We start from the raw sequence: 18,768 nt of genomic DNA, 5'->3' as shown, positions 1-18,768 counted from the left end.
TAATCAGGGGCTTGTCCAGTCCTCAAGCGCGGGATGTTGAAATGCCTGATAATTTTTTGACAGCACCAAATGAGCAGGAGCTATACGGACCACCGTGATCCCCTGCCAGCTGTCGCCTTCATAAAGCCTTCTGCCGCCCAGCACGACCCAGCGCGACGACTCCCGCGATGAATACTGATGACCGTCATAAGTGAAGGGCGGAACAGTGCGCTGAAAATCCAGGCTAAGCTGCTGTAAATCCGGTACTACCGAATCACCAGGGGAGCCGGCACCGCCGGTGGCCGCAACCGCGTCTTCAAAAGCTTTAAGTAACTCGGGCGATACTTCATTCAGATCGATCGCCTGCGGCTGCGCTGTTGCTTCACTTTCAGCTGGTTGCGCAGCGGCCGGCACAGCAATGGCCTCTGCGACAGGCTCAGGTAACACCGGCTGCCGAATCTCGGGGATAGCGCCGAGGGTATAACGAGAGCCTGTTGGTTGCGGTGCCACGATCGGGTCAACAACCTGTGCCGACTGTTGCGCTGCGATCAGCCAGCCTATGCCGCCCGCCGCAATCACCGCTAATATTATCGCCAGCCAGTGCCAGTGTCGACGGCGGCCACTCTCAGCCGCCGTGAGCCATATCGGCTGGCGTTCCTGCAGCAGCGGTGACGATTGATTGCGCAGTGCTTTAAGTACGGAAGACATTATTTAAGTTCTCCCGTGGAGGGGTCAGCAGTGGTATTGAGCCGTGGACCGCCCCGCTGGCTGCGCGAGCTCAGCCAGCTTAGCGTTACGCCGTCCAGCTCGCCGGTTACCGGGATCCCGGCAGCAAGCTGCACGTTCTGTATCTGTTGCCTGACCGGGATGTTGGCAGCTGCGCCCTGCCCGGCCAAAGCGTCTGCCAGCCACTGCTGGTAAATTTCGCTGTCAGTATCCTGATACCCCGGCGGATGCTGCCATAACAGCACAAAAGTTCCGGTCCAGTCAGGGTCCGGCACCATATCAGATGCACTGACAAACTGATAATTGCCGTCACTGAGCTCAAGCAGCACCGGATAGTTAATTTTAATCAGCTGATCAAAGCGCAAAACGCCCTGCAGACAACTCAGATCATAGCGCTCAACCCATTCGCAAAGGGGTTGCTCCACGGCCGGCCGGGGCAATTGCCAGCTGCGTGTGAGGGCCAGCAGCGGATCCTCGTTTGCTACCGAAGACTGAGCGGTACTCTCGCTGGCTGTGGGCTGCGGCTGATTGAACCAGTAACTACCGGCAAAACCCGCCAGCAGTGCGAACACCACCGCCACCGAAGCGGCAACCCACCGGCTTGCCCGGGGGTTATCAGAAGATCGGTGGCCATCAAGCTCAAGGGCTGCTTCGCGGATATGTTTGCTGTTGACTAGTTGCGACTGGTCGTTATAGGCCGCAAGTAAGGCCCGGTCACAGAGTAAATTAAGCCGCCGTGGTATCCCTTCGCTCAGCTTATGAACCAGGGTAATAGCGCGGCTATCAAAAAGGCCGCGATTCGCCCCCGCCACCTGCAAGCGATAGTTAATATAGCGTTCGGTATCTGCGCCCTGCAGTGGCAGCAGATGATAGCGGGCGGTTATGCGCTGCGCCAGCTGTCGTAATTCACGACGCCGCAGCAGATCCTGCAGTTCCGGCTGACCAATCAGAATGACGCGCAGTAATTTGTGCTGATTAGTTTCCAGATTCGTGAGTAACCGCAGTTGTTCCAGCACCTGCGGCTGCAGGTGCTGAGCTTCATCAATTAACACCACACATTGTTCACCCTCGGCGTGGGCGGCAAGCAGAAAACTACTGAGCTTATCGGTCAGCTTTTTATCGGTAACTGAACGTTTTGCGTAGCGAATACCGAACTCATCACAGAGTGTCGCCAGCAATTCATGCTCGTTTAACATCGGGTTGAGGATGAAGGCGGTGCGCGTTTGCTCAGGTAATTGCTCCAGCAAGGCTCGCGATACCGTGGTTTTACCGGTACCGACCTCGCCAGTGAGTAAAATAAAACCACCGCTTCCCTGCAATCCATAACTCAGGTGTGCTAAGGCTTCCTGATGCCTTTCGCTCATATATAAGAACTGCGGATCAGGCGCTATCGAGAAGGGTGCTGTATGTAAACCAAAGTAATTGAGGTACATTGTTATATCGCTACATGTTGTTATGCGCTTTTCACCAGTGTAACGACTGACTTGCGTCAGAGCTAGTGATTCGCGATCATCAAGTTAAACCTGAGGAGATTGGTGTGCAAATATACCTGGTTGGCGGCGCCGTACGGGACAAATTACTGGATAAGCCAGTAACAGAACGAGACTATGTGGTCATTGGCAGTACCCCTTCCCAATTGCAGAGTTTTGGTTTTCGTCAGGTCGGCAAAGATTTCCCGGTATTTTTACATCCCAAGACCGGTGAGGAATACGCATTGGCCCGCACCGAACGAAAATCCGCGGCGGGTTATACCGGCTTTACCGTAGATGCGGATCCGTCAGTGACGCTTGAAGATGATCTGCGACGCCGGGATCTGACCATCAACGCTATTGCCGAGAGTGAAGAGGGCGAACTGATCGATCCTTATCACGGTCTTGATGATCTGAAGGCCAGAGTATTACGCCATGTTTCTCCGGCTTTTGTAGAAGATCCATTGCGGGTGCTACGGGTTGCCCGGTTCGCGGCCCGATTCCATAAAGACGGCTTTAGTATTGCCAATGAAACCATGCAGTTAATGGCTGAAACCGCCGCTACCGGCGAACTGGCCACGCTCAGTTGCGAACGGGTCTGGCGGGAAACACAACTGGCATTATCAACCACAGCACCCCACATCTATTTCGACGTGCTGGCTGCTGTCGATGCGCTCGAACCCTGGTTTGTGGAACTGACGGACGCGCAGCAGCGCGCCCGCGCACTGGATTATCTGGCAGCGCTTGAGCGTGACGAAAGCTTGCTGCGGTTCGCTGCGATGGCGAGCGCGTTAAGCGCGGTTAATGTGGAAACCTTATGCAACCGGCTTAAAGTACCTAATGAATATCGGTTTCTGGCCATCCTGGCACAGCGCATCACGCCTGAGCAGGTGGCCGAAGCCACTGCTACCGAACTCCTTGCGCTGTTTAACCAGAGCGATAGCTGGCGTCGACCCGACCGTCACAGCCAGCTAACTGCAATCTGGCACGCCCGGGGAGTCGCCACTGATCGACTGGAGACCATTAATAAAGCGTGGGAGGCGGCAGCGAAAGTTGAAGCAGGCCCCTTATTGGCTGCGGCGGAGAGTCGCGGAGAAGCTTTACGCGGCCCGGCCGTTGGCGAAGCCGTCGAACAAGCCAGACTGCAGCGGATCCAGGACGTACTGGAGGGTTCCTGAGCCTTATCCGAAGACCAGCCAGAGTAGAGCAACGCCCAGAATCAGGCGATAAATCACAAATGGCAGCATACCCATCCGCGCAATTACCTTTAAAAAATAGTGAATGCACAGGTACGCCGCCACAAAAGATACAACCATTCCGGAAATAACAGCGAGCCAGGCTACCGGCTCAGGCTGCTGGGCAAGTTTCACGCCCTGATAGCCGCCGGCCATAATAATAACCGGAATCGATAATAAAAAAGAAAAACGTGCGGCATCAACCCGCTTCAGACCTATTAACAGCCCGGCGGTCATGGTGATACCTGAGCGCGACACCCCCGGAATCAATGCCACCGCCTGAGCCAGCCCCACCAGTATCGCCTGAGTCAGCGTCAACGAGTGGATTCCGGCCCGATCACTGGCGCGCACATCCGCATACCAGAGCACCAAACCAAAAACGATAGTTGTTATCGCAATGACCAATGCCGAGCGCGCATAATCTTCAATTAAGCCGGCGCCGAACAGACCTGCAAGCCCGGCGGGCACTGTTGCCCAGATAAGTAGCCAGGCCAGCCGGCTATATTCACTATGCTGACCACACCATGATCCAAACCAGCCGGCAATCAGTTCGCCGACATCCTTACGGTAATAGGTAATGACCGCCAGCAAGGTACCCACGTGTACCGCGACATCAAAAGCTAAGCCTTGATCTTCCCAGCCCAATACCTGCGAAGGCAAAATCAGATGGGCGGAACTTGAAATCGGAAGAAATTCGGTAATCCCCTGAATTAATGCCAGAATAATAGCTTCAAATGTGCTCACGCTTAAATCGTCCCTGGTAATTGTTGAATAGAATGACGCAGATGAGGCAAATCCTCAAAAGCAAATGATATAGGCTCTAATTGCTGCGCGCTATGATAATCCTGCCAGATTTCCGCAAAAGTCTGGGCGGTGACCGGATGCCGCAGATCCGGTGCCAGTTCGGCTAGCGGCCAGAGCACAAAAGCATTGGCGAGGATCTCATCCCGTGGCAACTGCACCGGGCTCCGGCTCACTACCTCGTCATACAGCAATATATCGATATCAAGCGTGCGCGGGCTGAATTTGGGGCTGGGTTGCGAATGACCAAACTGCTGTTCAATCTGTTTACAGTGCGCATTTAGTTCGACCGGTGACAACGATGTATGTAGTTCCGCTACCAGGTTGTAAAACGGTTTGCCGGCAAATCCAACTGCGGCGCTTTCAAATACCCGCGATAAACGTAGTGGATTGTCGGCGCTGGCGAAAGCAGTGTGCAGGGCTTTAATGCCTGCGTGAATATGATAATTCCGCTGCCGGTTGCTGCCAATCCCAACAAAAACCCGAGCCATAAGTCAGGCCGTAGTTTGCTGTCGGACGATGACGACCGCAGCCTGACGCGCAGCGACAATGGCCTGGGGCTTGCCAATTTTGACTTGCAGCCGCGGCAAGTTAAAGTCCTGCAAAATACGCTCTGCAATAGCTTCTGCCAGCGTTTCAATCAGCTGCCATGGCTGCGACTGTACCAGTTTAACCACGGCCTCACTCAAGGTGCTGTAATCCAGGGCATCGGCTAAGTCATTAGTCCTGGCTGCGCGGGCGTTGTCCCAGTCCATTTCAAGGTCAATAACCAGGGGCTGTTCGCGTTCGTGCTCCCAGTCATGCACGCCAATGAAGGCGTTAACCTGCAACCCTTCTACTAATACCTTGTCCATTCGCTACGCTCACTTGGTTAACAATAGAAATTCTGCGATAAACCGCTTATGCTATGGGCTTTGCATAGTAACGGAAAGCTAGCCGGAAGCAAAATCCTATGGGTGCCTTGATTATACTAGCCGTACTGACCTCGTATTTATTCGGGTCAATCAGCAGCGCGGTCGTTATTTGCCGGCTTTTCGGGCTGCCTGATCCCCGCGGGGCTGGCTCAGGCAATCCCGGTGCGACCAATGTTTATCGGCTGGGCGGCAAAATACCAGCTGCCCTTACGCTCTTTTTTGATGTCTTAAAAGGCATGATCCCGGTATGGGGATCATATTTTCTTGGTATCGAGCCGTTTTATCTGGGCATTATCGCTGTGGCTGCCTGCCTGGGGCATATTTTCCCGCTGTACTTTCGTTTTCGTGGCGGTAAAGCTGTAGCTACGGCGCTTGGGGCCATGTTTCCGGTAGCCTGGGAAATGGCGCTGTTGCTGATAGCAACCTGGGTGCTGGTATTCCGGATCAGCAAAGTGTCTTCGCTGGCCGCTATTATCACGGTCTCACTGGCCCCCTTCTACGCGTTCTGGATTAAGCCCCAGTACACAGTGCCTACTATTATGATTTCGCTACTTATTCTCTGGCGGCATCAGTCCAACATCATGCGCCTGCGCAGCGGCGACGAGCACCGCATCAAACGGAAGTAAGTTCCGTCAGCGGCCAGCGCGGCCGGGTTTTGATTGCCAGACTTTCCTGCTCACCAGCCAGCAAGCGTTGCGCACCAGCAAAAGCAATCATAGCGCCGTTGTCGGTGCAGAATTCATTACGGGGAAAAAATACCTGGCCACCGATTTTACCGGCAAACTGCTGCAGCTTCTCACGCAAATGCTTATTGGCACTAACACCTCCGGCTACGACCAGTCGCTTCAGCCCCGTTTCTTCCAGTGCCCGACGGCATTTAATAACCAGGGTATCAACGACCGCATCCTGAAACGCGCGGGCAATATCTGCATGGGTCTGCGGTAAATCGTCGGCAGCAGCTATGGTATTTGCCGCATGAGTTTTCAGTCCGCTAAAGGAAAAGTCCAGTCCCGGCCGGTCAGTCATGGGCCGCGGGAACTTATAACAATCAGCCCGTCCCTGCTCTGCCAGTGCCGCCAGCCGTGGCCCGCCCGGGTAATCCAGCCCCAGTAACTTAGCCGTTTTGTCAAAAGCTTCTCCGGCCGCATCATCCACCGATTCACCCAGCAGTTGATATTGGCCAATTCCATTAACACGCACTAATTGCGTATGGCCGCCGGACACCAGCAACGCAATGAACGGAAAAGCAGGCACATCATCTTCCAGCATCGGCGCCAGCAAGTGGCCTTCCATATGATGAACAGCCACCGCGGGAATTTGCCAGCCATAAGCCAGACTTCTGCCAATACTGGCACCGACCAGCAAAGCGCCGATAAGGCCAGGGCCGGCGGTGTAAGCCACACCATCAAGGTCGGCAGCGGTTAGCCCGGCTTCTTGCAGTGCAGCTTCTATCAGCGGAAGGGTTTTACGGACATGATCCCGGGAAGCCAATTCGGGCACCACGCCACCGTAGTCAGCATGCAGCTTGACCTGCGAGTACAGTTTATGAGCAAGCAGGCCATTATCGGTGTCATAAATAGCAATACCTGTTTCATCACAGGATGTTTCAATACCCAAAACCCGCATGCACTCACCTCATTCAGCGACTTATCACCAGGGCGGCTATTCTAATAGAAATTACTCCAAATCAACAGTTGCTCCGGACAAGGCACTTTCGCCGTCCCCTTTGTCGTCGCCGCTTAGCTTAATTTTCAGTCGCAGGTCATTCGGTGCATCGGCATGACGGAGCGCATCCTCGTAGGATATCCGCTTGGCCTTATAGAGATCGTAAAGCGCCTGGTCGAAGGTCTGCATTCCCAGCTCTCTTGATTTGGCCATAATCTCTTTAATCTCGCCCATATCGTTTGAAGCAATTTTTTCAGCCACTATAGGGCTGTTCAACAAGATCTCAATAGCTGCCACGCGGCCGCCTTCAATGGTTGGAATCAGCTGTTGAGCAACAATACCTCGCAGATTCAGTGATAAATCAAACATCAGCTTGCCGATTTTTTCTTTTGGCACCATATGCATGATCCGCTCAATCGCCTGATTAGCGTTATTCGCATGCAATGTTGCGACACAGAGGTGCCCCGTTTCGGCAAAAGTCAGCGCGTACTCCATGGTTTCCTGAGAGCGGATCTCACCAACCAGAATGACGTCGGGAGCTTGCCGCAGTGAGCTTTTTAACGCCGCTTCGAACGATTCCGTATCGGTTCCAACTTCGCGTTGCGTAATCATCGACTTGGCATGGTCATGAACAAACTCAACAGGGTCTTCAATAGTGAGGATATGCCCGCGCGAATTTTGATTCCGGTGTCCAATCAAAGCCGCCAGGGTGGTTGACTTACCCGTACCTGTGCCCCCGACAACCAACATCAGACCACGCTTGCTCATGATCAGCTTGGTTAGAATTTCAGGTAGCTTCAGATCTTCCGCGCTCGGTATTTCAGTGACAATCCGGCGGATCACCATACCCGCTTGCTGGCGCTGCCAGAACGCACTGACGCGGAACCGGCCGATACCTTCGCGGAAAATCGCGAAATTAGCCTCTTTTTGCTCCATATATTCCTGCAGGTGTTGCTCACCCAGAGCTTCTTTCACCAACGCCAGAGCGCCATTATTTCCCAGACTTTTCTCGGTGAGCGGGGTCAGCTCGCCATTTATTTTAGCGCTTGGCGGTAACCCGGCAGAAATAAAGAGATCTGACCCATCGCGCTCGATCATGGCATTAAGTAGTTTATCCAGTACCATCATGGCCTCTCATATTCTGCTAGTTATTAAACGCATCTTTACTGCTCGCTTTTGCTTTAGCATCCGCGCGCGAAATGAGCCCGTCATTCACCAGGTTAACGAGACATTGATCCAGCGTCTGCATGCCATGCGCCGCGCCAGTCTGAATTGAGGAATACATCTGCGCGACTTTGTCTTCCCGAATCAGGTTCTTAATCGCGGACGTCGCAATCATAATTTCATGCGCCGCTACCCTGCCGCCACCGACTTTCTTGAGTAGCACCTGCGAAATAACCGCGCGCAGTGACTCTGAAAGCATCGAACGCACCATAGGTTTTTCATCACCCGGAAAGACATCAACAATACGGTCAATGGTTTTTGGTGCTGAAGTGGTGTGTAAGGTCCCAAATACCAAATGGCCGGTTTCGGCCGCCGTCATTGCCAGCCTGATGGTTTCCAGATCACGCATTTCACCAACCAGGATAACATCTGGATCTTCCCGTAAAGCTGAACGCAGCGCAGCGGCAAAATTATGGGTATCACGATGCACTTCCCGCTGGTTCACCAAGCTTAGTTTATTCTTATGGACAAACTCAATCGGGTCTTCAATAGTCAGAATGTGGTGATGTTTTTTCTCATTAATATAGTCGACCATCGCCGCCAGGGTTGTCGACTTACCCGAGCCAGTCGGTCCGGTAACCAGTACCAGCCCACGTGGAGCGTCAGCTATTGAGCGGAAAATTTCGGGACAACCCAGCTGATCCAGCGTAAGCACTTCGCTGGGAATCGTACGCAGCACTGCGGCCGCGCCACGATTCTGAACGAATATATTAACCCGGAACCGCGCCAGATCCGGCACCTCGAAAGAAAAGTCGGCCTCCAGATTCTGTTCATACTCTTTGCGCTGGCGGTCATTCATGATGTCATAGACCAATTCCTGAACCTGTTTATGGTTAAGAGCCGGAATATTAATTTTACGAACATCGCCATCAACCCGTATCATAGGGGGTGAGTCTGCCGATAAGTGCAAATCCGATGCATTGTGCTTCACGGCGAAGCTGAGTAACTCAGTAATGTCCATGCGACGGCCTCTTGTTTGGTCTGAAGATCATTTAACTAAAACGTGAACATGATGAATACCATAGCTCAACGCTTAAAAGAAGTCCGCAATCAAATCGCTGCGGCTTGCAAAGAGGCCAGCCGTGACCCTGCTGACGTGCAGTTACTGGCGGTCAGTAAGACCCGACCGGTGGCGGAAATTCTCGAGGCCCGCCAGGCCGGCCAGACCGAGTTCGGCGAAAACTATGTACAGGAAGGCATCAGCAAGATTACCGATTTAGCCGAGCACAAAGAACTTGTCTGGCATTTCATTGGCCCTATTCAGTCAAACAAAACTCGCGATATCGCCGGTTCATTCGCGTGGGTTCATAGTATCGATCGCAGCAAAATCGCCCGGCGGCTGAGTGAACAGCGCGATGACTCACTGCCACCAATTAACGTGTTAATTCAGGTTAATATTGATCAGGAAGAAACGAAAGCTGGGGTACTGCCGGCCGAAATCAGGTCACTTGCTGAACAAATCAGTTCGCTACCGCGGCTGCGGCTGCGCGGACTGATGGCAATTCCGGCCGCTACAGCTGATGACACCGAACGGGAGCGTAGCTTCGCCAGCATGCAAAGCTTGTATTTAGAGTTACAAGCCCAATATGATCATATTGATACACTTTCTATGGGCATGAGCGACGATCTCTTCGCCGCCATTAAATATGGCGCGACTACCGTTCGCGTCGGCACCGCCATATTTGGCAGCCGCCCCTCTGATAAAAACAACTAAGGAGTATTTCATGACAGCCGAGCCACGCAAAATAGCTTTTATCGGGGCGGGCAATATGACCCAGAGTATCGTCGGTGGAATGGTGCGCAGCGGTTATCCGAGAGATCTTATTTACGTCAGTAATCCAAGCCCTGGAAAATTAGAAACTATTGCCGACCAACTCGGCGTGCATACCAGTCAGGATAACGCTGAAGTAGCAAGCGCCGCCGATGTTGTGGTGCTGGCAGTAAAGCCCCAGTTAATGGCGGACGTCTGTGCAGCCCTTCGTGAGGCGGTGCCAGAGATCAGCGAAAAGCTGATAGTAACAATAGCTGCCGGCATCCGGATGCCGAAATACCGCACCTATCTGGGCGATGACATCCGTATTATACGGGTCATGCCTAATACGCCGTCGCTGGTGGGTAAAGGCATGTCTGGTTTAGTCGCTGATGACCGCGCCGACGAGAGCGATCGTGAATTTATCACCTCTGCATTTGACGGCGTAGGTGCTACACTTTGGGTTAATAACGAGGATGAACTGGACATACTTGGCGCTGTCGCCGGAAGCGGGCCGGCTTATTTCTTCGAATTTATGGCGAGCCTGCAAAAGGCCGCTGTGATTTTAGGTTTCGACCGCGATAAAGCCCGACAGATGGTTCAGCAAACCGCCTTAGGCGCCGCGGAGATGGCTATTAACAGTGAGCTTGAGCTGGAAGATTTACGTAAGCAGGTAACCAGCAAAGGTGGCTCGACCGCTAAAGGTGTCGAAGTCTATCAAGGCGCTGATATTAACGATATTTCTGAGCAAGCAGTAAAAGCCGCAGTGAAGCGTAATCAGGAAATGGCTGATTTATTTTAATTTACCGCAGGTTCGATTGAACTGACAGGATACTTATGGATTTGATGACTTTTCTTATCACTATTGCGTTTGATTTATATCTGACGGTGGTGATTTTGCGAATATGGCTGCAGGTCGTCCGGGCTGACTTTTATAATCCCCTCAGCCAGTTTGTGGTAAAAGTAACCAATCCGCTGGTTTTGCCGTTGCGACACCTGTTTCCGATGGCCGGAAACTGGGATATCGCGACCATAGTATTGGCACTGATTATCAGTATCGCCAAATCAATGGTGCTTATCGCAATCGCCGGAATTGGCGTGTTATGGTTTGAGTCTATCGTGGTCGGGTCATTTAACGTCCTTCATCAGTTCCTTGAACTGCTGTTTTGGGTGGTGATTATCCGGGCTTTACTGAGCTGGTTCAGTCAGGGGCCAGGCCGCAACCCTATGGAAGTGTTACTGATTCAGCTAACTGAACCTATTCTCAGCCCTATCCGGCGTATCATTCCGCCCATTGGTGGACTGGATTTATCGGTGCTGGTTGCCATCATCGGTATTCAGGCAGTGCAAATTCTGCTCGGAATGTTACGCCGCGCAATTCTTGGTTTTTGATATCAGGGAGAATTCTATGACGAGTTCTATGACGAGTTCTATGAAATACTTCGCGACCATTTTAACTGGATTGCTCCTGGTCCTTATGGTTAGCGCCCCAGTGGTGGCTGAAGGGGTTACCCGGTTAGGGCCGTGGGAAGTACGTTACAACGCATTTAACTCGACTCTGCTGCGGCCGGAGATGGCCTCCCAGTATAACCTGCAGCGTAGCGAGTATCTCGCCACCCTGAACATAGTCATATTCGCTGCCAATAAGCCGGGTAAGCCGGCCCAGCAGGTTGACATCAGCGGTTATGCAATGAACCCGCTAAGTCAGCAACAACCCTTGAATTTTCAGGAAGTTATTGAAGGGGAAGCAGTCTATTATCTGGCCCAGACGCGCTTTACTAATGCCGAAACCCTGCGCTTTTTTATCACTATTGAACAAGACGGCATACAAGAGCAGCTGACCTTCAGCGAAACCTTTATGCGGCATTAATTCGATTTACCGGCACTGGGCGTTAGGTCAGTAACTTAACGCCCACGCTGGCAATTTCACCATCATCCCGCAATTCACGTACCGTAAGCTGCACCTGACCCAAACGCAACTGGTCACCAACCACCACCCGTCGGTGAAACTTTTCTGCGAAATAATCATTCAGCGTTTTACCCGCTATACCGTCAGGCAAATCGCCCAGCGGATAGAACCCGGCTACATCAGCCAGAGTCAGATCACCGCGCAGGCTGAAGTCACCGAAGAAATCACTGCTGCTGAGCTCACGCGCTTTACCACCGGCGGCCAGCACCCTGCTGATCTCATCTTTATGCTGAACTTTTGCCACCACCAGGGCGATATCACCTTCTTCAAATTGCGGCTCCTGCACCGGCAATAACCATTCGCCATCACGAATAACGCCGACAAATTCCACCGGCACCGACCAGCGCAGTTCATCCCAGTAATGATCACAGGCTGGTGAGCGATCACTGACCAGATAAGCCCAAAGTTCCATGGGATCCTTACTGCCCACGCTATCCAGCGGCATACGCCGATCCGGCGCCGCCTCAGCGGGTACCTCCAGGCCTAACCAGCGCGCCATCGGCACTAAAGTCCAACCCTGCAGCACCAGCGATACCAATACCACCACGAAGGCGATATCGAAGAATAACTGCTGGTCTTCTACGCCGCTTAACCAGGGATAAAGAGCCAGAATAATCGGCACCGCGCCCCGTAACCCGACCCAACTGACAAACATTTGTTCGCGCCAGGGAAACGAAAAAGGTAACAAGCTGATAACCACAGCCAGCGGCCGGGCAATAAAAATCATCAGCATGGCAACGCTGAGCGACAGCGGCAGGTATTCGAGCAGATGCGACGGCGTAACCAGCAGACCGAGAATCAAAAACATCATGATCTGGCTGAGCCAGGCCAGCCCATCCTGCACTTGCAGAATATGCATTAACTGTGGCAGCCGGGCTCCACCGATGAGATACCCCATCAGGTAGACTGCGAGGAATCCGCTACCGCCGATACCGGAGGTGACCGCGAAAATGACCACCGCCGAGGCCGCAGCCAGCAGCGGAAAGAAAGTAAACTGAACCGTTATCCGCCGCGCCATAATCACGAACAAGCGTCCGCCAAGCCAACCGACCGCATAACCTAATACCAGCTGTTGCAATACATCCAGTGCCATAGCGGTGTACGAGAATGCCTGACTGGAGACAATAACTGTCGTCATGGTCATGGTCAGGATGACCGCCATAGGATCATTGGTACCTGACTCAATTTCTAGGGTTGCGGCTACCCGCTGTTTAATACGCAGGTTTTTCGACTGGAAAATGCTGAATACCGCCGCGGCGTCGGTAGAACTTAGAATTGCGCCAATGAGCAAAGCGGTGGCCCAGGGCAAATTGAATAACCAGACCACTGCTGCAGCAGTTATTGAGCAAGTGAGCGCTACCCCGACAGTTGCGAGGCTGATGGCTGGCCATAACGCCACCCGGAAACGCTCTTTATGGGTGCGCATACCGCCGTCGAAAAGAATGATCACCAGCGCCAGCGAACCAATAAAAAATGCCAGCTGCGGATTATCGAACTCAATTCCCAGCAAGCCTTCTTCGCCAGCGAGCATGCCGACCACCAGAAATGTCAACAATAGTGGCGCGCCCAGCCGGTTAGACACTACCGCCGCCAATATACTGACCAGCAATAATGACCCTATCAACAGCATGATTCCGGTAATCTCGGTCACTCGCTATCTCCCTTGGTGATGACGCCCCTTAACCCGTATAATAACAGCCAAATTAGCGTATCGGGGAATTCATTATGCGGGAAATTGTGCTGGCTACCGGCAATCAGGGCAAAGTAAAGGAGTTGCAGGATCTTCTTACGCCATTGCAGTGGCAGGTGTTTCCGCAATCAAAATGGTCTTTTGCTGAAGCCGAAGAAACCGGACTGACTTTTGTCGAGAATGCCCTGATTAAAGCGCGACATGCCGCAGCGCATACGGGGCTGCCTGCACTTGCTGACGATTCCGGGCTGGCGGTAGATGCCCTGCGCGGCGCGCCGGGTATTTATTCAGCGCGCTACGCCGGCGCTAACGCCACTGACAGCGATAACATCGATAAACTCTTGCAGGCTCTTGCTGAGGTCCCGCCAGCACAGCGCCAGGCAAGCTTTCACTGTGTACTGGTGTTGCTCGAGCATGCTGAAGATCCCACCCCGGTTATTTGTCATGGCCGCTGGGACGGCATGATCGCCGAGCAGCCACAGGGCTCGGAGGGCTTTGGCTATGATCCGGTATTCTGGGTGCCGGCAGAGGGCTGTACCTCGGCTGAGCTTAGCCGCACCAAAAAACACCAGTTAAGCCACCGCGGTCAGGCCCTACGGCAGCTTATTCAACAACTTGAGCAGCGCTGATGCAGCTTCCGCCGTTATCACTTTACATCCACATTCCCTGGTGTATTCAGAAATGTCCCTACTGCGATTTTAATTCCCACGCAGTAAAGCAGGAAATGCCTGAGTCGGAATATATCAGCCGCCTGCTTGACGACCTGCGAGCGGACCTCGGCTGGGTGCAGCAGCGACCACTGACGAGTATTTTTATCGGCGGCGGCACCCCAAGCCTGTTTTCGGCCGCAGGTATAGCTCGCCTGCTCAATGGTGTGCGCTCTCTGGTACCGCTTACTCCTGACTGTGAAGTCACCCTCGAAGCTAATCCGGGCACTTTCGAAAAAGAGCGCTTCAGTGGTTACCTTGAGGCTGGCGTAAACCGATTATCCATAGGCGTGCAAACTTTACATCAAGAGCAATTAAAAGCTCTGGGCCGGATTCACGACCCACAACAGGCAGAGGAAGCAGCTAGGCACGCAGCCAGCCTGCCACTACGGAGTTTTAATCTGGATCTTATGCATGGATTGCCGGGCCAGAGCCGGGAGGCCGCTATGGCCGATCTGGACGGCATAATCGCCCTGCAACCACCACACATCTCCTGGTATCAGCTGACAATTGAGCCCAATACCGCTTTTGCCAGCCGTCCGCCGCGGCTGCCGGAAGACGAAGAACTCTGGGATATTCAGGAACAGGGCCACGCCCGGCTGCTGGCGGCAGGCTACGAACAATATGAAGTGAGCGCCTATGCCCGGCCTGGCCACCAGAGCCGACACAATCGTAATTACTGGACTTTCGGTGATTATCTGGGGATAGGTTGTGGCGCCCACAGCAAGATCACCCTGCCTCAACAGAACCAAATCGTCCGCTGTGAGAAAATAAAGCATCCTCAGGGTTATCTCGACCTTACCCGGCCACTGCGCTACAAGGAATGGCAGGTCTCAGCGGATGAACGGCCTTTTGAGTTTTTTATGAATTACTTACGCCTGATGGAGCCCGTTCCCCGGCAGCTTTTTGCCGAACGCACCGGCTTACCCGACAATATAGCCGAACAGGCTCTGGCGCCTGCGGTTCGCCGCAAGCTGCTTGAGAGCCGGCAGGACCACTGGCTGACCACCGCACTGGGGCGGCGCTACCTGAATAGCATTCTGGATGAGATGGTTTAGCTTATCCGTTCAAACTTCAGATCCCAGACGCCATGACCCAGGCGTTCGCCGCGTTGCTCGAATTTCGTCAGCGGACGATCTTCAGGTCGTGGTATGTAGCCGTTATCGGTTGCCAGGTTGCGCCAGCCCGGTGCGTCCTGCATAACGTCAAGCATATGCTCCGCATAATTCTGCCAGTCGGTGGCCAGGTGCAGTACCCCGCCCACAGCTAAACGGCTACGAATAAGCTCGACCAGTTCCGGCTGGATAAGACGACGCTTGTGGTGACGCTTTTTATGCCAGGGATCAGGAAAAAAGACCTGTACAGTATCCAGCGTATCAGGGGCGATACAATCTCGCAGAATTTCGACCGCATCATGTTCATATACCCGCAAGTTGGTCACGCCGGCTGCTTCGGCCTCTAATAAGCAGGCACCTACTCCAGGCCGGTGTACTTCTATACCGATGAAGTCTTTTTCCGGCGCCGCTGCTGCCATTGCTACCAAAGACTTGCCCATGCCAAAACCAATTTCCAGCACCCGGGCCGCGTCGCGCCCGAACTCCGCCGCTAAATCCAGTTGTTGCTCAGAATATTCGAGTCCCATAGTCGGCCAGTTACGCTCCAGCGCTCCGGCTTGTCCTTTGGTCAGACGCCCCTCGCGCTTTACAAAACTGCGGATGCGCCGGATATATTTACCCTCAGCTTCAGCCTGTTCCAGATTCTGATGTGTGGTATGAGTTTGATCCTGAGATTTGTCAGACATGGCGATCACTTTGGTCCGTTGCGAAAAGGGAAAATACTGTGGCGGCACAGTTTGCCGCGCTCATTATGCAAAAAGGCGCGCCGAACGCAAGTTCCGGCACGCCTTTGTTTTTGCTGTTTTCTCAGCAACAGTCAGTTAAAGCCTTTATTAGTCTTTAATTGCTGTTTTCTTAGTGACTGACATTTTCGCTTCAACGCGACGGTTCTCTGCGCGGTTAGCTTTAGTCGTATTTGGTACCAGTGGCTGCGTTTCACCATAACCTACGGTGCTTACCCGCGACTTATCAATACCAAAATCTACCAGACTGTCGCCAACTGCTTTGGCACGTTCCTGAGACAGCTTCAGGTTGTAGCTCTCTGGACCCAGGTCATCAGTATGACCTTCAATCACCACATTCAACTGTGGATAATCTTTCAGGAAGTTCGCAGTTGAGCGAATATCAGAATCCTGTCCGGCAGGGATCTGAGCTGAATCAAAGCCAAAGGTAACCATCAGTGTCTTAGTGATAGTTTCATCACGAAACATTACGCAACCATCAGCATCGACTTTGTAACCAGCCTGGGTATCAGGACACTTGTCGTTGCTATCCAAAACGCCGTCACCGTCGCTATCGACCGGAGGCTGAACAGGCTGCTGCTGCGGCTCAACTGGCGCTGGCGCCGGAGTATATTTTGCCGGGGTATCAAAGTACCAGCGCACACCGGTCTGAAGTAAGAACTCGGTCAGATCTTCATCGCTTTGCTGGAGACCACCTTCAATAGTAAGGGCCATATTATTAGTTACATACTGCTTATAACCACCGGTCACACGAAGGAAGCGGTTAGTCTGGCTGCCCAGCTCGGTCGAACTAATACCCAGGCCACCGTAAAAGTTTTCTGTAAAATTATAAAGCACGTCAACACCAAACGCATCGCCGCTGGCAGTATCACCGCCTTCCATACTACCGCGCAGGTAATCATAATAAATCCGGTAGCCCCACTTAGGAGTAAAGAGGAAACCTGCTTCGATGCCGCCATAGACAGAATCAAAGCCGCCTTCAAATTTATAAATCTGGCCGTCTTTTAGGGTCAGACGGTCAGAGTCAGTACCAAACAAACCAATGCGTGGACCGACAAAAACCTGGCCGACTTCGCTGGCATTGTCCTGTGCCATTGCAGGAACGGCAGAACATGCTGCTAATACTGCAACGGATAAAGCTGTTAACTGTTTCATGAGATGCTCCTTTTTAGTTCTCATTTTTCCCAAAATTATTGCTTCTAATATACACCATAATTGTAAAGATTTCATGGTCGCACTAGATTTCACCCTGACTTTACCTTAACTTTGCAAAGTCCCAACCAATCACCAAGCCCAACTATTACCCCAACCAAGAGTAACTTGAGTTTATATGACACCCGCTGATTCGCTTAACCACGCAGAAGAAATAATCAACCGTACTCAGCTAAGTGCGATAGTTATTGGCTGGCATCAGCAGCACGGGCGTCATAACCTGCCATGGCAGTTGCAGCAAGACCCGTACCATGTGCTGGTCAGCGAAATCATGTTGCAACAAACTCAGGTCGCCACTGTTATCCCCTACTTCGAACGCTGGCTTTCTAAGCTACCGAAGGTTTCGGACTTAGCCGACGCCAGCGAGGACGAGGTAATGGCGCTCTGGCAGGGGCTGGGATATTATTCCCGTGCCCGCAATCTACACCGCGCGGCCCGCGAAGTATGCGCCAGTTACAACGGTAAAATACCAGACACCCCTGCCGAGCTCAGAGCGATTCCCGGTATTGGTCCTTATACAGCAGGAGCTATTACCGCGTTCGCTTTTGATAAACCTGCAGCAATAGTAGACGGTAATGTGGCACGCTTATTCTGCCGCCTGTTCGGCATTGCCGAACCCTTAACAGCCGCCGCAACCAAGAACTTACTCTGGGCTCTGGCGGACTATTATACGCCGGAAAGCGACAACCGGATTTATGCACAGGGATTGCTTGATCTTGGAGCTACTGTCTGTAAACCCAGAACCCCTGACTGTCAGATCTGTCCGTTACAGCCACAGTGTGTTGCCTACCAGACCAACCGCACAACAGATTTGCCCCTGAAAAAACCACGCGCCACGCTACCAAATCGCGAGGCCGACTTTTTACTGAGTATTACTGATCGCGGCATACTTTTGGAACAACGGCCCGCAAAAGGTATCTGGCCGCGCTTATATTGTCTGCCGGAAATCATCGGCAACCCGGCCAATAGTGCTATGCTGCATGGTGAATTCAAACATACATTTTCACATTATAAATTGCTCGCCCGCGTCTGGTCTGTCAGCGACATTGAAACCGGGTCTGATTACCCGACGGTGGATAGCCGGCGTATTGCACTTGAGGAGCTCGTTAACTACGGCCTTCCAGCGCCGATCGCCGCTTATTTACAAACCTGTCTGCCAACCCATTTGCAAAACGCAGGCAACGAGACTTAAAATTAATTCAAACTTAAAAACCAGAGGTTGCTATGAGTCGTACCGTGTATTGCCAACGCTTAAAAAAAGAAGCTGAAGGCTTGGATTTTCAGCTCTACCCCGGTGAACTCGGCGAAAAAATATTCGCAAACATCTCCAAAGAAGCTTGGGCAGAATGGCAGAAAAAACAAACCATGCTGATTAACGAAAAACGCCTCAACCTTATGGATCCTAAGTCCAGAGAACTGCTTGAGGGGCATATGCGCGCCTTCTTATTTGAAGGTAAAGATATCGACATCGAAGGCTATAAGCCTCCGTCTGAATAACGCCTGTGCAAGCTCCGTAAAACTGCGGAGCTTGTCGCCCCAGCCAGTTCTTGCCTGTGCGGCTAGAGATAC

Annotated in this window: 21 protein-coding genes; 10 read left to right on the top strand and 11 right to left on the bottom strand. The window is 52.6% G+C overall.

The window, feature by feature from the left end; translation table 11 throughout:
- Positions 1–3: 3 nt before the first annotated feature.
- Together R3196_RS05920 and R3196_RS05915 are read right to left on the bottom strand one after the other, a co-directional pair.
- Positions 4–687, bottom strand: coding sequence for a general secretion pathway protein GspB (locus R3196_RS05920; protein ID WP_318935775.1), 684 nt, complete (start codon positions 685–687; stop codon positions 4–6).
- Entirely contained in the window at positions 687–2,069 is a 1,383-nt protein-coding gene (locus R3196_RS05915; RefSeq protein ID WP_413242903.1) for an ExeA family protein, read from the bottom strand. The genes R3196_RS05920 and R3196_RS05915 overlap by 1 nt, the downstream gene beginning before the upstream one ends.
- A gap of 173 nt (positions 2,070–2,242) precedes the next feature.
- Here R3196_RS05915 and R3196_RS05910 point away from each other — a divergent pair, with 173 nt between their 5' ends.
- Positions 2,243–3,352, top strand: a complete 1,110-nt coding sequence (locus R3196_RS05910) for a CCA tRNA nucleotidyltransferase (RefSeq protein WP_318935771.1) — start codon at positions 2,243–2,245, stop codon at positions 3,350–3,352.
- A gap of 3 nt (positions 3,353–3,355) precedes the next feature.
- Here the strand turns inward: R3196_RS05910 and R3196_RS05905 are convergent, their stop codons facing one another.
- Genes R3196_RS05905 through folB form a run of 3 tightly spaced genes read right to left on the bottom strand, consistent with a single transcriptional unit; the run spans position 3,356 to position 5,064 of the window.
- A complete protein-coding gene (locus tag R3196_RS05905) occupies positions 3,356–4,153 on the bottom strand; it encodes an undecaprenyl-diphosphate phosphatase (protein WP_318935770.1) in 798 nt (265 codons plus the stop codon).
- Positions 4,154–4,155: 2 nt separating this feature from the next.
- Entirely contained in the window at positions 4,156–4,701 is a 546-nt protein-coding gene (gene folK / locus R3196_RS05900; RefSeq protein ID WP_318935769.1) for a 2-amino-4-hydroxy-6-hydroxymethyldihydropteridine diphosphokinase, read from the bottom strand.
- Between the two features lie 3 nt (positions 4,702–4,704).
- Positions 4,705–5,064 carry a dihydroneopterin aldolase gene (gene folB, locus R3196_RS05895; RefSeq protein ID WP_318935768.1) on the bottom strand — a complete coding sequence of 120 codons (360 nt, stop codon included), beginning with the start codon at positions 5,062–5,064 and terminating at the stop codon, positions 4,705–4,707.
- Positions 5,065–5,162: 98 nt separating this feature from the next.
- Here folB and plsY point away from each other — a divergent pair, with 98 nt between their 5' ends.
- Complete coding sequence (gene plsY, locus R3196_RS05890; protein ID WP_318935767.1) at positions 5,163–5,750, top strand: glycerol-3-phosphate 1-O-acyltransferase PlsY; 588 nt, start codon at positions 5,163–5,165, stop codon at positions 5,748–5,750.
- Here plsY and tsaD read toward each other — a convergent pair.
- Genes tsaD through R3196_RS05875 form a run of 3 tightly spaced genes read right to left on the bottom strand, consistent with a single transcriptional unit; the run spans position 5,737 to position 8,974 of the window.
- Complete coding sequence (gene tsaD / locus R3196_RS05885; protein WP_318935766.1) at positions 5,737–6,750, bottom strand: tRNA (adenosine(37)-N6)-threonylcarbamoyltransferase complex transferase subunit TsaD; 1,014 nt, start codon at positions 6,748–6,750, stop codon at positions 5,737–5,739. The genes plsY and tsaD overlap by 14 nt on opposite strands.
- Before the next feature lie 51 nt (positions 6,751–6,801).
- Positions 6,802–7,914 carry a PilT/PilU family type 4a pilus ATPase gene (locus R3196_RS05880; RefSeq protein WP_413242905.1) on the bottom strand — a complete coding sequence of 371 codons (1,113 nt, stop codon included), beginning with the start codon at positions 7,912–7,914 and terminating at the stop codon, positions 6,802–6,804.
- A 19-nt stretch (positions 7,915–7,933) separates the two neighbouring features.
- A complete protein-coding gene (locus R3196_RS05875) occupies positions 7,934–8,974 on the bottom strand; it encodes a type IV pilus twitching motility protein PilT (protein ID WP_318935764.1) in 1,041 nt (346 codons plus the stop codon).
- A 51-nt stretch (positions 8,975–9,025) separates the two neighbouring features.
- Between R3196_RS05875 and R3196_RS05870 the strand changes: the two genes are divergently transcribed.
- Genes R3196_RS05870 through R3196_RS05855 form a run of 4 tightly spaced genes read left to right on the top strand, consistent with a single transcriptional unit; the run spans position 9,026 to position 11,633 of the window.
- Positions 9,026–9,727, top strand: a complete 702-nt coding sequence (locus R3196_RS05870; RefSeq protein WP_413242904.1) for a YggS family pyridoxal phosphate-dependent enzyme — start codon at positions 9,026–9,028, stop codon at positions 9,725–9,727.
- Between the two features lie 10 nt (positions 9,728–9,737).
- The gene (gene proC, locus R3196_RS05865; RefSeq protein WP_318935761.1) at positions 9,738–10,565 is read left to right on the top strand and encodes a pyrroline-5-carboxylate reductase; all 828 of its coding nucleotides are present in this window, start codon (positions 9,738–9,740) and stop codon (positions 10,563–10,565) included.
- Positions 10,566–10,600: 35 nt separating this feature from the next.
- Entirely contained in the window at positions 10,601–11,155 is a 555-nt protein-coding gene (locus R3196_RS05860; RefSeq protein ID WP_318935759.1) for a YggT family protein, read from the top strand.
- Positions 11,156–11,171: 16 nt separating this feature from the next.
- Positions 11,172–11,633 (top strand): DUF4426 domain-containing protein, encoded by a 462-nt coding sequence (locus R3196_RS05855; RefSeq protein WP_318935758.1) that lies wholly within the window; start codon positions 11,172–11,174, stop codon positions 11,631–11,633.
- Between the two features lie 22 nt (positions 11,634–11,655).
- Here the strand turns inward: R3196_RS05855 and R3196_RS05850 are convergent, their stop codons facing one another.
- Positions 11,656–13,383, bottom strand: coding sequence for a potassium/proton antiporter (locus tag R3196_RS05850; protein WP_318935757.1), 1,728 nt, complete (start codon positions 13,381–13,383; stop codon positions 11,656–11,658).
- 74 nt (positions 13,384–13,457) lie between these two features.
- On the opposite strand from R3196_RS05850, the gene rdgB reads away from it, so the two are divergent.
- A complete protein-coding gene (rdgB, locus tag R3196_RS05845; protein WP_318935756.1) occupies positions 13,458–14,051 on the top strand; it encodes an RdgB/HAM1 family non-canonical purine NTP pyrophosphatase in 594 nt (197 codons plus the stop codon).
- The gene (gene hemW, locus R3196_RS05840; RefSeq protein WP_318935754.1) at positions 14,051–15,187 is read left to right on the top strand and encodes a radical SAM family heme chaperone HemW; all 1,137 of its coding nucleotides are present in this window, start codon (positions 14,051–14,053) and stop codon (positions 15,185–15,187) included. The genes rdgB and hemW overlap by 1 nt, the downstream gene beginning before the upstream one ends.
- Here the strand turns inward: hemW and trmB are convergent.
- Both trmB and R3196_RS05830 read right to left on the bottom strand, forming a co-directional pair.
- A complete protein-coding gene (gene trmB / locus R3196_RS05835) occupies positions 15,184–15,930 on the bottom strand; it encodes a tRNA (guanosine(46)-N7)-methyltransferase TrmB (RefSeq protein WP_318935752.1) in 747 nt (248 codons plus the stop codon). The two genes, hemW and trmB, sit on opposite strands and share 4 nt — an antisense overlap.
- A 147-nt stretch (positions 15,931–16,077) precedes the next feature.
- Positions 16,078–17,142: an OmpA family protein gene (locus tag R3196_RS05830; protein WP_318935751.1), complete on the bottom strand. Its 1,065-nt coding sequence runs from the start codon at positions 17,140–17,142 to the stop codon at positions 16,078–16,080.
- A 175-nt stretch (positions 17,143–17,317) separates the two neighbouring features.
- Between R3196_RS05830 and mutY the strand changes: the two genes are divergently transcribed.
- Together mutY and R3196_RS05820 are read left to right on the top strand one after the other, a co-directional pair.
- A complete protein-coding gene (mutY, locus tag R3196_RS05825) occupies positions 17,318–18,391 on the top strand; it encodes an A/G-specific adenine glycosylase (RefSeq protein ID WP_318935750.1) in 1,074 nt (357 codons plus the stop codon).
- Between the two features lie 32 nt (positions 18,392–18,423).
- A complete protein-coding gene (locus R3196_RS05820) occupies positions 18,424–18,696 on the top strand; it encodes an oxidative damage protection protein (protein WP_318935749.1) in 273 nt (90 codons plus the stop codon).
- The last annotated feature ends 72 nt before the right edge of the window (positions 18,697–18,768 follow it).

Origin of the sequence: Pseudidiomarina sp. (assembly GCF_033722695.1) — a bacterium.
GTDB lineage: Bacteria > Pseudomonadota > Gammaproteobacteria > Enterobacterales > Alteromonadaceae > Pseudidiomarina.
The sequence above is the reverse complement of the archived record's forward strand: the minus strand, read 5'-3'. Positions and strand labels throughout refer to the sequence as shown.

Coding starts and splice junctions, on each gene's coding strand:
- folB (WP_318935768.1), bottom strand. CDS start 5,064: ATGGACAAGGTATTAGTAGAAGGGTTGCAGGTTAACGCCTTCATTGGC.
- R3196_RS05875 (WP_318935764.1), bottom strand. CDS start 8,974: ATGGACATTACTGAGTTACTCAGCTTCGCCGTGAAGCACAATGCATCG.
- R3196_RS05880 (WP_413242905.1), bottom strand. CDS start 7,914: ATGGTACTGGATAAACTACTTAATGCCATGATCGAGCGCGATGGGTCA.
- R3196_RS05830 (WP_318935751.1), bottom strand. CDS start 17,142: ATGAAACAGTTAACAGCTTTATCCGTTGCAGTATTAGCAGCATGTTCT.
- plsY (WP_318935767.1), top strand. CDS start 5,163: ATGGGTGCCTTGATTATACTAGCCGTACTGACCTCGTATTTATTCGGG.
- folK (WP_318935769.1), bottom strand. CDS start 4,701: ATGGCTCGGGTTTTTGTTGGGATTGGCAGCAACCGGCAGCGGAATTAT.
- R3196_RS05820 (WP_318935749.1), top strand. CDS start 18,424: ATGAGTCGTACCGTGTATTGCCAACGCTTAAAAAAAGAAGCTGAAGGC.
- R3196_RS05920 (WP_318935775.1), bottom strand. CDS start 687: ATGTCTTCCGTACTTAAAGCACTGCGCAATCAATCGTCACCGCTGCTG.
- tsaD (WP_318935766.1), bottom strand. CDS start 6,750: ATGCGGGTTTTGGGTATTGAAACATCCTGTGATGAAACAGGTATTGCT.
- R3196_RS05855 (WP_318935758.1), top strand. CDS start 11,172: ATGACGAGTTCTATGACGAGTTCTATGAAATACTTCGCGACCATTTTA.
- mutY (WP_318935750.1), top strand. CDS start 17,318: ATGACACCCGCTGATTCGCTTAACCACGCAGAAGAAATAATCAACCGT.
- hemW (WP_318935754.1), top strand. CDS start 14,051: ATGCAGCTTCCGCCGTTATCACTTTACATCCACATTCCCTGGTGTATT.
- R3196_RS05860 (WP_318935759.1), top strand. CDS start 10,601: ATGGATTTGATGACTTTTCTTATCACTATTGCGTTTGATTTATATCTG.
- proC (WP_318935761.1), top strand. CDS start 9,738: ATGACAGCCGAGCCACGCAAAATAGCTTTTATCGGGGCGGGCAATATG.
- R3196_RS05870 (WP_413242904.1), top strand. CDS start 9,026: ATGAATACCATAGCTCAACGCTTAAAAGAAGTCCGCAATCAAATCGCT.
- R3196_RS05915 (WP_413242903.1), bottom strand. CDS start 2,069: ATGAGCGAAAGGCATCAGGAAGCCTTAGCACACCTGAGTTATGGATTG.
- trmB (WP_318935752.1), bottom strand. CDS start 15,930: ATGTCTGACAAATCTCAGGATCAAACTCATACCACACATCAGAATCTG.
- rdgB (WP_318935756.1), top strand. CDS start 13,458: ATGCGGGAAATTGTGCTGGCTACCGGCAATCAGGGCAAAGTAAAGGAG.